The following is a 15,701-nucleotide window of genomic DNA, read 5'->3' as shown; positions in this document are numbered from 1 at the left end:
ACTGAAATTTATACGTCACACCAATTTTACACTACACATCACAATCAATCGTGCGCCAACTTAAAACCACTCTCCATCATCCGCGTTGCATAAAGCTTTTTCCCTGTTTCTGCTTCGCTCTCTAAAACCAATTCGGGTAAATGCATAGCTCTTTGCAATTCCAAGATTCGCTCATGCAAGGGTTGAGGTTGATTATTAGTACAAATATATGATTTTTCATGATGTTCCACGTGAAGTAGATGACACAGAAATTTTGCCAAATCATCGATATGTATTCGATTTGACCAATGGATATTGGGATAGCGATGAGTCGTTTCTGCCAGTTTCTGCATTCGTTTTGTCGATGTGCCATAAATCCCAGATGGACGTACAATCACGCATTCGGTAGGAAATGCTTGTGAGTAGCGATGCTCCATTTCGCGTAACAACATCCCCTGCTCATCGATCGGTTGTGGCACAGTGTCATCATCAATGCGCTCCCCCGCATGCTCACCATAGACACGAGTGGACGACACCACGATTAAACGTTGTATTGGATGATGTGCTAATGCTTGAACAATTGGCTGTACAGAATCGACATAAGTGTGTTGGTAAGCATCCACAGCATTGAATTGAGCATGACGTGCGGGAGCCAAAAGAACATAGACAGCATCAATCGGTTGAACCTGCGACAAATCCAGTTGGTGAATATCTTGGATTAAATGTTCTGCAAAATCATCCTCTTTCTCACTACGACTCACTGTGGTAATTTGGTGACCTTGCTGAAATAATTGTTTAGCAACACGTTGCGATGTTTTACCATAACCAATAAATAGAATATGCATCAAACGACCTATTCTCAGAACTGATCCATTTAGATCATATAAACCGAAGTTGAGGGGACATGGCTGCCGTCCATCAATTGCAAGGGGTTGGCAATGCCGCCGCTGCTTTACTTGAAAAACTAAATATTTTCACGACAGATGATCTTTTGTTTCATCTGCCACGCGACTATGAAGATCGTAGCACGATCATCCCCATGAACCAATTGACCGTGGGTCGCAGTTATTTACTGGAAGGCACAGTCAAAAGTATCGACTTCCCACCCGGTAAGCGTAAATCGATGGCCGCCCTACTGGATGACGATTGTGGCAAAGTTACTTTACGTTTTTACCATATCTACAAAGGCATTACTGATCGGGTAAAACCGGGGAATCGTTTACGGATTTTTGGTGAAGTCCGTGTTGGTGCTCGTGGCTTAGAAATGTATCATCCTGAACTACAGGTGATTACTGAACACACGCCTTTACCACAAACCCAACTCACTGCGATTTACCCTGCAACCGAAGGCTTAACACAGCCCAAACTACGTGAATACGTCAAACAAGCCCTACAGTTATATAGTGATGACTTACCTGAATTACTGCCAGAAAAATTCACCAATGGCTATGCACTAAAACAGGCTTTGGACTATATTCATCATCCCCCTGTCGATGCCAATATGTTGCAACTCAGCCAAGGTTCTCATCCTGCACAGCAACGTTTAATTTTCGAAGAATTGGTTGCCCATCAGGTCAGTTTGCTCAGCCGCCGTGCTTATATTCAACAAATCGAAGCACCGTCATTCTCTACAAGTAAGAACTTCACCAAACAACTTTTAAGTACACTACCGTTTGAAATGACCGGCGCACAAAAACGCGTGTCCAAAGAAATTGCGGTCGATCTGAAAAAGAACAAACCTATGCTGCGACTCGTACAAGGCGATGTAGGTGCAGGTAAAACCTTGGTTGCAGGCGTTGCAGCCTGTCATGCGCTTGAGGAAGGTTGGCAAGTGGCTATGATGGCGCCGACAGAAATTTTGGCCGAACAACATTATCTAAATTTCAAAAAATGGTTTGAGCCGATGGGTCTAACTGTGTCTTGGCTTTCCGGTAAACAAAAAGGTAAGGCTCGAGCTGCGGCAGAACAAAGTATTCAAGATGGTTCAGCCAATTTAGTGGTCGGCACGCATGCTTTATTTCAGGACAATGTTCAATTTGCCAAATTGGGTTTAGTGATTATTGATGAACAACACCGTTTTGGTGTCGATCAGCGTTTGGCGCTACGAAACAAAGGTCTCAATGGCATGACACCGCATCAACTGGTGATGACAGCAACCCCTATTCCTCGTACCTTGGCCATGTCGGCTTATGGCGATTTAGATACCTCCGTCATTGATGAACTGCCACCCGGTCGTACACCGATTCAAACAGTCACTATTCCACTTGACCGTCGTGAAGAAGTACTACAGCGGATTGCCAGCAATTGTGCTGAAGGTAAACAAGCCTATTGGGTCTGTACCTTAGTTGAACAATCAGAAACTTTAGATGCTCAGGCCGCTGAAGCGACTTTTAATGAAATTAAAGAACGCTTTCCAGACCTCAATATTGGTCTGGTTCATGGCAAAATGAAGGCCGATGAAAAACAAGCAGTGATGCAGCAATTTAAAAATAATGAATTGCAATTACTGATTGCAACCACAGTGATTGAAGTTGGTGTGGACGTCCCGAATGCCTCAATCATGGTAATTGAAAATGCAGAGCGTTTAGGGCTTTCACAATTGCATCAGCTACGTGGTCGTGTAGGACGTGGTGCCAAAGCCAGTTTCTGTGCCTTGCTGTATAAAAATCCCTTATCGCAAAATGGGCAAGAGCGTTTACGCATCATGCGCGAGACCAATGATGGCTTTATCATTGCTGAAAAAGATTTGGAAATTCGTGGTCCCGGCGAGCTCCTCGGCACTAAACAAACAGGCGATATGGGCTTTCGTGTAGCCAAATTGGAGCGAGATGATCATTTACTCAATCAGGCACACTATGTGGCTCAACAAGTCCTAAATGATTATCCTGCACAGGCTCAAGCGCTTTTAAAACGATGGCTGCCTGAAGCACCCCGTTATGCCTATGTATAATAATTATTGGGATGACAGATCGATCATCCTAAAAATACAGATTAGCTTTAACCAATAAGCTTGTCGAACAGGTTTCTGTGGTGTTGTGATTGCACTTCACCACGAACTGTGCAAAATATTCAAAAAAGAATGATTAGAATAAAAGCATGCTTCAATCCATCCAACATTTCATCCAAAAAGGAATGCAGAGCGTTTCCCCTTGCCTGCTCTGTGGTATCGATCGACAACAACATCATTCGCTTTGTACCGATTGTTGGGAACAATTGCCTTGGTTTAAACAAGTAGTTGATCGCCATGAACACAGCATCTCTTGTGCCTTTCACTATGATTTCCCAATAGATCGCATCATCCAAAGCTATAAGTATGAGCAACAATTGCACTATCAAAATTTACTGGCACAGAGCCTTTTAAGCATGCGCTTAGCTCGAGTTCAGGCCATTGTTCCCATGCCTATTTCAGTTGAACGCCTCAAGGACCGTGGATACAACCAAATGCTGCTCGTTGCACACATAATGGCAAAGCAATTGCGCATCCCTGTGTGGCAACCAGTGATTCGTCAAGCACAGCACGCTCAAAAAGGTTTAAGTCGGCTAGAACGCCTAGAAAATATCGAACAGCAATTTATTATCAACCCAACCGAAAAAAGCCGTTTCCGTAAAGTCCTCATCATCGATGATGTGGTGACCACTGGGAGTTCAATCCATGCATTAAGCAAGCTGTTACATCAGCTACATTGCACGCAGGTATATGCCGCATGCATTGCTGCGGCACAGCCTTAGTTTCAAACATCAACCAAACAATAAACTGAGCAAACTAAGTTGTTTAGCTTTCAGCAAGAGATCGAGCCTGCTGCTTCACCCAAGGAATCACCACCTCACGCGTTAAAGGCGCAAGTTTTGTTTGTGTATCATCCAAGCTGACCCATTGCATCGCTGCAATTTCCGCATCAATTTTCGGTTCACCTTGCAACTGGACCAGATAGACATAACTCACCAGTAGATGATCGACTTCGTTCGCAGCAGCCGTTTCAAAACGACCAATGAATTGCTCAATCTGCGCAGCGCAGCCAATTTCTTCCTGAATTTCACGCAGCATGGTGATTTCAGGAGCTTCATTGGGTTCTAATTTTCCACCTACTTGCATAAAGAATGCCGTGTGTTTTTTACGAACCACTAAAAGTTCATGCTGTTCATTTAAAATAATGGCTGCGGCAACAGTGATAATTTTCATCTATCTTGTTCCAAATCGGCGATAAAGGCTGTACGTTCAACCATGCCCCATTTCGGCTCTGGCGCAGTGAAATGTTGAAACTGCTCAACAATCGTTTCAATATTATCTTCTGCAATTAAGCCTTCGATAAAACGCGGATGGGTAAAGCCTTTTTCTGCAGTTGTTTTTAGAAAATTCAATAAATCGTCATAAAAACCATCTACATTGAGAAAGGCACATGGCTTTAAATGAATGCCCAATTGAGCCCACGTCCACTGCTCAAAAATTTCCTCTAAAGTCCCTGCTCCACCTGGAATCGCCACAAAACCATCCGAGAGTTCAGACATTTTAGTTTTCCGTTGTTGCATATTTTCTACCACATGCAATTCGGTTAAATCTGGATGTGCCAATTCTTTATCGACCAAGACTTTTGGAATCACCCCAATGACTTGCCCACCTGCACGCAAAGCACTATCTGCCACGACACCCATCAAACCTGAACGGCCACCACCATAGACTAATGTAATACCTTGGGCCGCTAAATGACGACCGACTTTTTCAGCCACCTGTAAATAGGCAGGATTGTTACCAAGGGCGGAACCACAGAAAATTGCGATAGATTTCATTTATAATCACCATCAGATCAGGAACGCTATGCTGGAAAAATCAACTTTAAACAGATTTTTTCATAAATTAAGCATTAGAACAGTGTTTTTCAGCAAATCCTTGTCTAAAATACACCCATTCATTTTTAACTTACTGCGTAAGGGGAAAAGACAACATGCTTGAAGCCTTTTACGCCACAGAGCGCGGTAGCCTGGAAGATGTCACCATCAATGGTGACTTCGATTTACATCAGGATTTAGTCTGGCTCGATCTCATTGCCCCGTCTCAGGAAGAACAGCAATGGATTATGGATGCCTATGATCAAAATTTACCTACATTAAAATCATTAGAAGATATTTCGTCGAGTGCACGATTCTACCGTGATGACGACGGTATTTTGCACATCAGCACCTATTTTTTAACGAAAAATAAAAATTTTCAGGTCGATGGCGAACCCGAAGAAAATGCCAGCACCTTAGCTACCGTACAAACGGTTGCCTTTATTTTGCATAAAGAGCGCTTATTCACTTTACGGGGTGAAAAGCTGGTGGCTTTCCGTGCCTTTCGTGCCCGCGCGCGTCGTAATGACTATGAAATTGACTATAAAGATCCAACTTGGATTTTATTAGGACTTTTAGAAGCCAAACTCGATGAGCTTGCGGATATCTTGGAAGATATCCACAAGGACTTAGAAAAGTATTCCACAGAAGTGCTGAATAACCGTCATCGTGAGATGATTTTAGACTTAGATGACATGATTACCCGCCTTGCGCATTTAGAAGATATGCTCGGGAAAGCACAGCTGTGTCTGATCGATTTACGTCGTGTTCTCACCTTCCTATCACGTCCTCGCGCCTTGGGCAGTCATATTTATGATGCCGACATCCGAGAACTCAGTGAGGACGTGCGCTCTCTTGTTGAGCATGATGCCTTCTTGTTCCAAAAGGTTCGATTCTTACTGGATACCACTTCTGGGTTCATTAACACCGAACAGAACGATACGATTCGTCGATTCTCGATTTTACCAAGTATGCTTGCGCCACCGATGTTAGTAGCTAGCGTCTATGGAATGAACACCGATGTACTGCCATTCGCGCATGGTACCACCAGTTTTATCGTGGTCAGCTTAATCATCGTGGCATTCTTTATTGGCCCATTGATGTACTTCCGCTGGAAGAAATGGATTTAATCCTTTCCTATTGCGTGGACTTGCGAGAACTTCTTATCGCACTGCAATAAAAAAAGCACCTTACGGTGCTTTTTTTATTTAGATCAATTGCAAGTCATGCTCAAGATGACAGGCTTGAATAATCTTCATCATTTTTTCAGGGACTGCTTTAAACTGCAAACCTTGCGCTTTTGGCGTTTGACGTAACCAACGAACCAAAACAGCTAAAGCTAAAGTACTGCCATGCTCAAGCTCAGCAAGATTGACCACTAAGGGAAAAGCTTGCTGTTGTTGAATCAATTTCAAGCCGTCTTGATAATACAATTCGGCATTGTTGTAATCGATTTTGCCTGAAACCATCAATTCTTGTTGATGAAGTTTAATCACACATCACCTATCTTATTTTTTCTTGTCTAATGCTGCATCAGCATCAGGTTTGAAGTTCGCAATTGCTTTATCTATGTTACCGCCATTACGTTTTACAGTGGCCGCAAACTGATTACGGAATTGTAGGCCTAGGTCGATACCCGAAACGTTGATATTACGGATTTTCCATTGTGAACCTTTATCCGCCAACTGGAAAGAAACTGGAATTTTTTCACCGTTGTTATGGAAATCAATCGTTACAACAGGGTTCTTACTGTTCGACGCTTTATATGGACGCATGCTATACGTTTGGTTACTAAACTTGGCAAAAGCTGAACCATAGTTTTCGATCAGTGTTGCACGGAAGTTACGTTCAAACTGCGCACGTTGAGCCGCTGAGCTGTATTGATTCGTTGCATAAGTACCCATCACGATACGTGTGAACGCTTGTGAATCGATATACGGGTCTAAGTTTTGACGAACAATCGTTTTCACAGCCGCAGGGTTATTTTGTAGTTTTGCGTGGTCTGCTTTTAAACGTGTAATGAGGCCATCAGCCACTTTTTTTACAAATGCAGGTGGTGCTTCGCTTGGAGCTGCAAAAGCTGTACCTGCCATCATAGTTGATAAGATACTTGCTGTAAGCGTATGTTTTAACAATGTGTTCACTTAATTTCTCCTAAAAATTATTCAACAAATGCAGGTTCTTCTGCCGTTGTTGTGTCAGCAGCTTCTGTTTTTTGTTCAGCTTCTGCTGTGCTGTCAGTTTTGTTCCCTGCACCACCGGTCACAAATTTAGACACCAAATCTTCGATTTCCATCGTACCTTGGGTATTACCAATCTGGTCACCACGTTTTAAGAAGTTGACACCACCACCCGGTACAATTTTCAAATATTTCTCGCCCAATAAACCATTGGTTGCGACCATAATGTAAGCATCTTCATCAATATTGGTGATGGATTTCATGTTAGCAATCAGTTGCTGTTCCATTTCTTTTTGTTTCGCAGGTGTTGCTGCTTCATAATCTGATGTGTAACGCAGTTCTTCGAGTGCATTCTTTTGCACTTCTTTTAATTGTTCTGCATTGTAAGAAGTTAATGAGCCATCCATAATGAGATGTGCTGTCACTAAACGCGTCACAGGATCGAGTTTCAACGATTCCACTTGACCAACTTTAACACCGCTTAAGGTAACTTTGGCACGGGGTTTAATCCCGTTTACATTTTCAAATGTCGCGGTCAATTCATAACTGTCTTCGATGTTATTGCCGACCAAACCACTCACACGCATCGCCAAGAAGAAAATAGCGATAGCAAACAGAATGACAAAAAAACCGACGGCCAGTTCACTCGTACGTGATTTCATTAAATACCTCCGAACATGACCGCAGTCAACACGAAATCTGAACCTAAAACACACAACGAAGAATACACGACAGTACGTGTGGTCGACGTTGCAATACCTTCTGAAGTTGGGACACAGGCATAACCCTGATAGACCGCAATCCAAGTACAAATTAATGCAAAAACAAAACTTTTGATGATGGTGCCATTAAAGACGTCTTTAAAGAATTGCACACTGTTCTCGATGCCACTCCAATAAGAGCCTTCATCTGCACCCAGAAAATCAACACCCACCAATTTACCACCCATGATACCGACCGCAGCAAAAATCACCGACAACATTGGCAAGCTAAAAATACCAGCCCAAAGTCGAGGCGAGATCACTCGTTTTAATGGATCGACCCCGATCATTTCCATACTCGACAACTGCTCAGTGGCTTTCATCAAACCAATTTCAGCCGTCAAAGCAGAGCCTGCACGCCCTGCAAAGAGTAAAGCCGCAACCACAGGTGCAAGTTCACGCAGTAAAGTCAGTGCAACGGCGGTACCGAGCATCGCTTCACTACCAAAGGTCGACAGAATGCTATACATTTGCAAACCCAGTACCGAGCCAATAAATAAGCCAGATACCACAATAATCAGTAATGAGAGCACACCAACACGGTACATCTGATAAATAAACAATTTCACGCCAAGTAAAGTCGGCATGGAAAAAAGAATCTGCAGCAACATAATGGTTGCTACGCCGATTCCTCGAACACGTTCAATGACGCGTCTACCTAATGCGGCAATAGCATTCATGAACGAACCTCATGATTTAAATAGGGCTGATGACTGAATTGATAATCGACTGGACCTTCTACCGAACCCGTCAAGAACTGCTTCACAAAAGGCGAGGCATGTGCTTTTAACTGCTCAGGTGTTCCCTCGCCCTGCACTTTCCCTTCAGCCACCACATAGATGTAATCTGCAATTGATAATGTTTCAGCCACGTCATGCGAGACAATAATCGTGGTTAAATCTAAAGCTTCACGTAGCGAACGAATCAAGCGAGTTAAAACCCCCATCACAATCGGGTCTTGCCCTGCAAAGGGTTCGTCATACATGATTAACTCAGGATCGAGTGCAATAGCACGAGCCAAAGCCACACGACGATTCATACCACCTGAAAGTTCAGAGGGCATCATTTGTTCTGCACCACGTAAACCAACAGACTCTAATTTCAACGCCACAATTTCAGCAATCAAATGCTCTGGCAACTTGGTATGCGCACGAATTGGAAAGGCTACGTTTTCGTATACCGACATATCCGTAAATAATGCGCCGCTCTGGAACAACATCCCCATACGTGCACGCGCAGTGAAGAGCTCCTGACGTGACATTTGTGCAATGTTTTGCCCATCAAGCAACACCTCTCCATTATCGGGAGTCAATTGACCACCAATTAAACGTAGTAAAGTCGTTTTACCTGTACCAGATGGACCCATAATTGCAGTGATCTGACCACGACGAATTTTTAAACTGACATTGTCATAAATGACGCGCTCTCCTCGCTTAAAACTCAGGTTTTTCACTTCGATCAGTGCCTGAGTCTGAGAAGACGTTTGATTATTCATAGCTGAGGATTTTCCTGCATTTTTTTCAGCATGCATACTATAAAGGATTGAAGTTTAAAATGTTACCATTGCATGAGCGCATATCCCTGCATTCCATCAGGTAAATTGTTTTTTATTATTAATGCGATTTTATAGAGGGTGTTTTCAACCCAATAGAAGAATTTAGTTAAAATAATTGTATATATAGTAAACGATATTACACAATAAGAGTGTCAAACCGATATAAGGCATAAGTACCTCGATCATCACTGTACGCATATTTACCAACGCGTTTCCGTTCATATTAATTATCATTAAACACATAAAGTTTGATCAAGTATACATTTTTCTGATTAAAAAGCTAATTTAAATCCATAAAAAAAACCGGTGTTTCCACCGGTTTTTTCGATATTTCTTTCGAAATTCAATTAGTCATTGAATTTACGACGTGGACGGTCTTCACCGAAAGTGCGTTCGCCACGCGGTTTATCATCACCGAAACGTTTTGGACGGTCATCGCCGAAACGTTTTGGACGATCTTCACCAAATGAACGTTGAGGACGGTCACCGTTGAATTCACGACGTGGTCGATCTTCACCAAATGAACGTTTTGGACGATCGCCATAACCTTCACGAGCTGGTTTGTAATCTACACGGTTACCACGGTTGTCATCGTTAAAACGACGGTCAAAACCACCTTCACGACGTGGACGATCGCTGTTAAATTCGCGACGTGGACGATCTTCAAAACCGCCTTCACGACGTGGACGATCGTTGTTAAATTCGCGACGTGGACGATCTTCGAAACCGCCTTCACGACGTGGACGATCGTTGTTAAATTCGCGACGTGGACGATCTTCGAAACCGCCTTCACGACGTGGACGATCGTTGTTGTATTCGCGACGTGGACGATCTTCGCCACCGAATGAACGACGTTCGCCATCACGGTTGCCTTCACGACGTTTGAAGTTTGACTCACCTTCAAAACGACGACCGCCACCGAAACCACCACGACCACCGCGACCGCCATCACGACGACCACGACCGCCATCACGGCTACCACGTGCAGGAGGTGGAGATGGCTCAAGACCTTCAATTTCAGATACATTTAAACGTGCATCTAAGAAGTCTTCTAAAGCACGAATTTTACCGCGTTCACGGTAAGTCGCTAAAGTAATCGCGTTACCAGTACGGCCCGCACGACCTGTACGACCGATACGGTGTACATAGTCTTCGTTCTTCATTGGAAGACCGAAGTTAATTACGTGAGAAATAGTTGGTACGTCTAGACCACGTGCAGCAACGTCAGTCGCAACTAAGATTTTTGCACGACCTTCACGAATGCTGCGTAAACGACGGTTACGTACAGTTTGTGGCATTGCACCGTGAAGAGCGACAACTGAGTGACCTGCTTCTGCAAGTTCTTCAGCCAACATATCTGTATCTTCTTGAGTAGATGCGAATACAACTGCTTGATCTACAGACTCATCAGATAACCAGTGAGTCAAAAGTTTTTTCTTGTGTTCGAAACCGTCAGTCCAATGAAGAGTCTGAGTAATGTCAGTATTTGTAGAGTGACCAGTTTCAATCGCAATACGCTGTGGATCATTCATCATGCGTTCTGCAAGTGTAATGATACGCGGCGCAAATGTTGCAGAGAACATTAATGTTTGTTTACGGTTAGCAGCCAAGTCGCTGATCGCTTCTAGGTCTTCAGAGAAACCTAAGTCAAGCATACGGTCAGCTTCGTCAACGATTAACGCATCAACGTTGTCTAGTTTAATTTGACGACGGTTAACCAAGTCAAGTAAACGACCTGGAGTCGCTACGACAACTTGTGCACCTTTAAGCTGTTGAATTTGTTTACCGAAAGGCATACCACCCATAATTGCAGCAATACGAACACCTTTCATATGACGTACTAAAGCAATTGCGTCTTGGCTAACCTGTTGAGCCAATTCACGTGTAGGGCAAAGTACAAGAATAGACGGTGCAGTTACCGCTTTCATGCGCTCTTTGAAAGACATCAAAGTGTCTTGACCAGCCAAAGCATTCACAGTTGGGAGTAAGAATGCAGCAGTTTTACCAGAACCAGTTTGGCTTGATACAAGAAGGTCTTTACCTTCTAATGCAGCTGGAATTGATTGTTCTTGCACTGGAGTCGGAGTAGTAAAACCTAGACCTTGTAATGCTAGTTGTAACGACTCATGTAAAGGAAAATCAGCAAAAGTTTTGCTCATAGAGTATTTCACCCCAAAAATGGGTGCTCCATTAAAAATATAAATTCAGATGGACATCGGCAAAAAGCGGCACAGCAAAAAACGCTGAAAATATAGAATCAGCGGCGATCCGAGAACGACGATGTGTATAACGCACACATGATTACAGCCGCAACCTGAAGGAATCGCTTAGCGATTGGGTGGGGCGCGAAATATCGTCCTCTCTTTGGACCGGAACGCGCATACACAATGATAGAAGAGAATGTTCAGGTAATGAACGAAATTTAGTGCGTGCGGGGATTATAGCAGAAAGTTTTTAAATGTCACCTGTTTTAGTCAACTTCAGAATGTTTTTTGTAAGAAGCTTTAAATTATAGGTGTTTAAGCCTTTATTTTTGACCAATTAGACAAAATAAAGCCCTCATAAAGAGGGCTTTATTTCATTATTCTGTCAATAAACTCGAACTAAGCGTTCTATTATTTAGCAGCTTCACCCCAAGCTGGAACAACAGCTTGCATAAGTGGTTTAAGCATTTTCATAGAACATGCAAGTACTTGACCATTGTCCATTGAGTCGTTACCACCACGAGCATCAACCACAGTACCACCCGCTTCTTTTACAATAAGTTCACCCGCAGCGATGTCCCATGGTTTCAAACCAAGTTCGAAATAACCATCGAAACGACCTGCAGCAACATATGCTAGATCAAGAGCAGCAGAACCTGAACGACGGTATTGAGCACCGGCTTCAGTCACATTTAACAATGAGTTGAAATGGTTTTTCGCATAAGAAACCACTTCGCCATTACGAATTTTACGATACGCATGACCCACTGAAAGGAAAGTGTTTTCTAAGCTGTCTTTTACATTTACACGAATACGGCGTTGGTTCATCATCGCACCGCGACCACGGCTTGCAGAGAACAACTCATCTTTCACAGGGTCATAAATAACACCGTGTTGAGTTACACCTTTATGTTGAACTGCGATAGAGATGCAGAAATGTGGAACACCATTAACGAAGTTTAATGTGCCATCAAGTGGGTCGATGATCCAACACCAATCAGAGTCATGACCTTTACCTTCTTGAAGACCAAACTCTTCACCTAGGAAACTGTGATTTTTATAGCTTTTACGTAGGGTATCGATAGTCAATTGTTCCAAATAACGGTCTACACGCGTTACTGGACCATCAATTCCTTTTTCTTCGACTTGTAGATCGAGTTTATGACGATTTTGATGCGCTTTTAAAAGCTCTTGACCAACTAATTGAGCCGCACGCGCAGCCATAACCACCATAGGTTCCATTGAACACCCACTACAAATTTGAAGATACTGATAAAGAATAATGCATAAAAGCCCTTATATCTTATCAAATATAAGGGCTTTTAGGGAAAAAATGTTTCTAAAAATTAGAAATTCAGCAAACTACAGTTGACTTATGCTTTATCCAGCTTTGTGTCACAGAAGTGATAATGCCTTCAGCATCTAGTCCAGCTTGTTGTAGCATTTGAGCATGTGTCGCCTGATGCATAAATTCATCTGACAAACCTAAATTCAGCATCGGTTTAACAATACTAGCCTGCGCTAAATATTCATTTACCGCACTACCCGCACCCGCCATCACTGCATGCTCTTCAACTGTCACAAATAGTTGCGTGCTTGCCGCGATTTGATCGATCAACTGTGTATCTAATGGTTTTACAAAACGCATATTTAGCACACGAACTGCAACATCCAGTTTTTCAGCCAATACTTCAGCCGCCTCAACCGCTGCCTGAACACGGCTACCAAATGCTAAAATAGAAATTGTTGCATCTTGCTGAACATTGAAGTTTGCAAGAACTTCACCACGGCCAATTTCAAGCTCGGTCATCTCTTGCTGAATCTCAACACCTAGTCCATTACCTCGTGGGTAACGTACTGCCGCTGGGCCTTTATACAAATAAGCCGTATGCAACATTTGACGACATTCATTTTCGTCTTTCGGCGCCATGATCACCATGTTCGGCACGGTACGCATAAAGGCATAATCATATGCACCGGCATGCGTTGGGCCATCTTCACCAACCAAACCTGCACGGTCGATACCAAATGTCACATCAAGATTTTGCAAAGCGACGTCATGAATCAGTTGGTCATAACCACGTTGTAAAAAGGTTGAATAGATTGCAACAACCGGTTTTACCCCTTCACAGGCCATACCCGCAGCCAAAGTCACCGCATGTTGTTCTGCAATGGCAACATCAAAAAAACGCTCAGGGAACTGCTTTGCAAATTGCACCATGCCTGAGCCTTCGCACATCGCAGGAGTAATCGCTAATAAACGATCATCCTGTACAGCTTCATCACATAACCACTGACCAAAAACATCTGAATATTTCGGTGCAGTTGCCACAGCAGCAGGTGCATTCAGTTTACTGATGGCATGGTATTTAATTTGATCTGCTTCGGCAGGTGCAAAGCCTTTACCTTTTTTGGTATAGACATGCATTAAACGTGGGCCTTTGCGTTTTTTTAAGGCTTCAAACACGTGTGTTAATTGTTCAACATCGTGCCCATCAAAAGGACCAAAGTAGTCAAAGCCAATGGCTTTAAATAGGTTGTCTGCAGCATCGGTCGCAGCACAATGTAGGCGTGAGTTATACGCCCATTCAGGATGAGGTTGAATATAAGCTTCGCCATTTTCAGAAATATTCACCGATTGACCACTTTCCCAAATCGCAGCCAAATGCTTAGCAAAACCACCTGTACTGCATGAGATCGACATATCGTTGTCGTTCAATACCACCATGAGGTCAGCATTGTGTGCCACCGCATCGTTCATGGCTTCAAAAGCCATGCCCGCTGTCATCGCGCCATCACCCACGATTGCAACCACATGACAGGGATCTTGCTTGAAGCGACGTGCCAATGACATCCCAAGACCAGCAGAAATCGCGGTTGATGAATGGCCCACACCGAAGGTGTCAAATTCAGATTCTTCACGGGCAGGAAACGCAGCCAAACCATCTTTGGCACGAATCGTCACTAATTGTTCACGACGACCCGTTAAGGCTTTATGCGGATAGGCTTGATGACCCACATCCCAAATCAGACGATCACGTGGCGTATCAAAACAGTAATGCAATGCCACGGTTAATTCGATCACCCCAAGATTGGCACCAAAATGCCCACCACTTTGTCCGGCCGCATACAAAATAAATTGACGTAACTCATCCGCCACTTGCTCTAATTGGCTGCGCTCGAGTAAACGAAGTTGTTGAGGATGGTTAATCGTATCCAGCAACGGTGTTACAGGGCGTTGAAATGGTATTTCTTTATACAGCATAATGTGGCAAAGCCTTCTAAAGCCTGGCAAATTCCTAAGCTCGGTCTAAATGGGTAACTCGATCATATCGTCGAATTGTATCACCTTACAATCAGCCAAACTTGTAGCGATGTAATTTTTAGCAATGATCTCGTTGGGGAGATTTTGAATGAGTCAGATTATCCTGAATAATCTTCCTATTTATCAACTATTATCGTTCGCTTTATACAAAAAAGAAAATGTTCTGCATAAATTCGTCGTTGCAATTCTACCAATGTCCAAGCATTACGCTATACTTTAGCCAATTTATAATCGAATAAACGGGTTAAGCAGTGCCTATAGAATTTGTCGCAACGTCAAGATTACCGACCGCTTTTGGTGAATTCAATATTACGGTTTTTCAGGATCCTGAAACCGGTGAAGAACACGTCGCACTCTCTAAAGGACTAGAACAAGCTCCCACTGAACCTGTTTTAGTTCGTATCCACTCCGAATGCCTCACCGGTGATGCCTTCGCTTCACTCAAATGTGACTGCGGCCCACAGCTTCAAGCGACCCAAAAATTAATTAATGAAGCAGGTCAAGGGGTGATTTTATATTTACGCCAAGAAGGTCGCGGTATTGGCTTGACCAATAAAATTCGTGCTTACGCCCTACAAGACCAAGGCCATGACACAGTGGATGCCAATTTATTATTGGATCTTCCTGCCGATGCACGTCGTTATGATATGTGCCCTATCATGTTGAATCATCTCAACATTACGGCTGTGCGTCTCATTACCAATAACCCATTAAAAATTGAAGCGCTCCAAGAGCAAGGCGTGAATGTCGTTGATCGTGTTCCGCTGACTGTGGGTTTAAATCCCTTTAACGAACAATATTTAAAAACCAAACATGATCGTATGTCGCATATGTATCAAAAGGACGATTTTTAAAAAATCTCCCCTGCCCCCT

General features: G+C 43.3%; 15 protein-coding genes. 4 read left to right on the top strand and 11 right to left on the bottom strand.

The window, feature by feature from the left end; translation table 11 throughout:
- Positions 1-44 precede the first annotated feature (44 nt).
- The gene (locus tag FTU29_RS08940) at positions 45-824 is read right to left on the bottom strand and encodes an NAD-dependent epimerase/dehydratase family protein (RefSeq protein ID WP_180121441.1); all 780 of its coding nucleotides are present in this window, start codon (positions 822-824) and stop codon (positions 45-47) included.
- 59 nt (positions 825-883) lie between these two features.
- Here FTU29_RS08940 and recG point away from each other — a divergent pair, with 59 nt between their 5' ends.
- Positions 884-2,929: an ATP-dependent DNA helicase RecG gene (gene recG, locus FTU29_RS08935; RefSeq protein WP_180093004.1), complete on the top strand. Its 2,046-nt coding sequence runs from the start codon at positions 884-886 to the stop codon at positions 2,927-2,929.
- A gap of 146 nt (positions 2,930-3,075) precedes the next feature.
- Positions 3,076-3,708 carry a ComF family protein gene (locus tag FTU29_RS08930; RefSeq protein ID WP_180121439.1) on the top strand — a complete coding sequence of 211 codons (633 nt, stop codon included), beginning with the start codon at positions 3,076-3,078 and terminating at the stop codon, positions 3,706-3,708.
- A gap of 43 nt (positions 3,709-3,751) precedes the next feature.
- On the opposite strand, the gene FTU29_RS08925 is transcribed toward FTU29_RS08930, so the two are convergent.
- Both FTU29_RS08925 and FTU29_RS08920 read right to left on the bottom strand, forming a co-directional pair.
- Positions 3,752-4,159 carry an NUDIX domain-containing protein gene (locus FTU29_RS08925; protein WP_180084604.1) on the bottom strand — a complete coding sequence of 136 codons (408 nt, stop codon included), beginning with the start codon at positions 4,157-4,159 and terminating at the stop codon, positions 3,752-3,754.
- A complete protein-coding gene (locus FTU29_RS08920; RefSeq protein ID WP_180024338.1) occupies positions 4,156-4,764 on the bottom strand; it encodes a TIGR00730 family Rossman fold protein in 609 nt (202 codons plus the stop codon). The genes FTU29_RS08925 and FTU29_RS08920 overlap by 4 nt, the downstream gene beginning before the upstream one ends.
- 155 nt (positions 4,765-4,919) lie before the next feature.
- Here FTU29_RS08920 and FTU29_RS08915 point away from each other — a divergent pair, with 155 nt between their 5' ends.
- On the top strand, positions 4,920-5,933 hold the full coding sequence (locus tag FTU29_RS08915) for a CorA family divalent cation transporter (RefSeq protein ID WP_078189297.1): 1,014 nt from the start codon (positions 4,920-4,922) through the stop codon (positions 5,931-5,933).
- A gap of 78 nt (positions 5,934-6,011) precedes the next feature.
- Here the strand turns inward: FTU29_RS08915 and FTU29_RS08910 are convergent, their stop codons facing one another.
- The 8 genes from FTU29_RS08910 to dxs form a co-directional block, all read right to left on the bottom strand.
- On the bottom strand, positions 6,012-6,272 hold the full coding sequence (locus tag FTU29_RS08910) for a lipid asymmetry maintenance protein MlaB (RefSeq protein ID WP_218945760.1): 261 nt from the start codon (positions 6,270-6,272) through the stop codon (positions 6,012-6,014).
- Between the two features lie 39 nt (positions 6,273-6,311).
- A complete protein-coding gene (locus tag FTU29_RS08905; RefSeq protein WP_078189299.1) occupies positions 6,312-6,947 on the bottom strand; it encodes a phospholipid-binding protein MlaC in 636 nt (211 codons plus the stop codon).
- Positions 6,948-6,964: 17 nt separating this feature from the next.
- Entirely contained in the window at positions 6,965-7,645 is a 681-nt protein-coding gene (locus tag FTU29_RS08900) for an outer membrane lipid asymmetry maintenance protein MlaD (RefSeq protein WP_180121437.1), read from the bottom strand.
- On the bottom strand, positions 7,645-8,424 hold the full coding sequence (mlaE, locus tag FTU29_RS08895; RefSeq protein WP_078189301.1) for a lipid asymmetry maintenance ABC transporter permease subunit MlaE: 780 nt from the start codon (positions 8,422-8,424) through the stop codon (positions 7,645-7,647). Before mlaE ends, FTU29_RS08900 begins: the two co-directional genes overlap by 1 nt.
- Positions 8,421-9,239, bottom strand: a complete 819-nt coding sequence (locus FTU29_RS08890) for an ABC transporter ATP-binding protein (protein WP_078192847.1) — start codon at positions 9,237-9,239, stop codon at positions 8,421-8,423. The genes mlaE and FTU29_RS08890 overlap by 4 nt, the downstream gene beginning before the upstream one ends.
- A 407-nt stretch (positions 9,240-9,646) precedes the next feature.
- The gene (locus tag FTU29_RS08885; protein ID WP_180121434.1) at positions 9,647-11,458 is read right to left on the bottom strand and encodes a DEAD/DEAH box helicase; all 1,812 of its coding nucleotides are present in this window, start codon (positions 11,456-11,458) and stop codon (positions 9,647-9,649) included.
- Between the two features lie 456 nt (positions 11,459-11,914).
- Positions 11,915-12,745, bottom strand: coding sequence for an inositol monophosphatase family protein (locus FTU29_RS08880; RefSeq protein ID WP_180121432.1), 831 nt, complete (start codon positions 12,743-12,745; stop codon positions 11,915-11,917).
- Positions 12,746-12,857: 112 nt separating this feature from the next.
- Entirely contained in the window at positions 12,858-14,768 is a 1,911-nt protein-coding gene (gene dxs / locus FTU29_RS08875; RefSeq protein WP_180121430.1) for a 1-deoxy-D-xylulose-5-phosphate synthase, read from the bottom strand.
- 311 nt (positions 14,769-15,079) lie between these two features.
- Here dxs and ribA point away from each other — a divergent pair, with 311 nt between their 5' ends.
- Positions 15,080-15,682, top strand: a complete 603-nt coding sequence (ribA, locus tag FTU29_RS08870; protein WP_168379100.1) for a GTP cyclohydrolase II — start codon at positions 15,080-15,082, stop codon at positions 15,680-15,682.
- Positions 15,683-15,701: the final 19 nt, after the last annotated feature.

The organism is Acinetobacter sp. YH12086 (assembly GCF_013419345.1).
Classification (GTDB): domain Bacteria; phylum Pseudomonadota; class Gammaproteobacteria; order Pseudomonadales; family Moraxellaceae; genus Acinetobacter; species Acinetobacter amyesii.
This window is presented reverse-complemented; position numbering and strand designations above follow the sequence as displayed.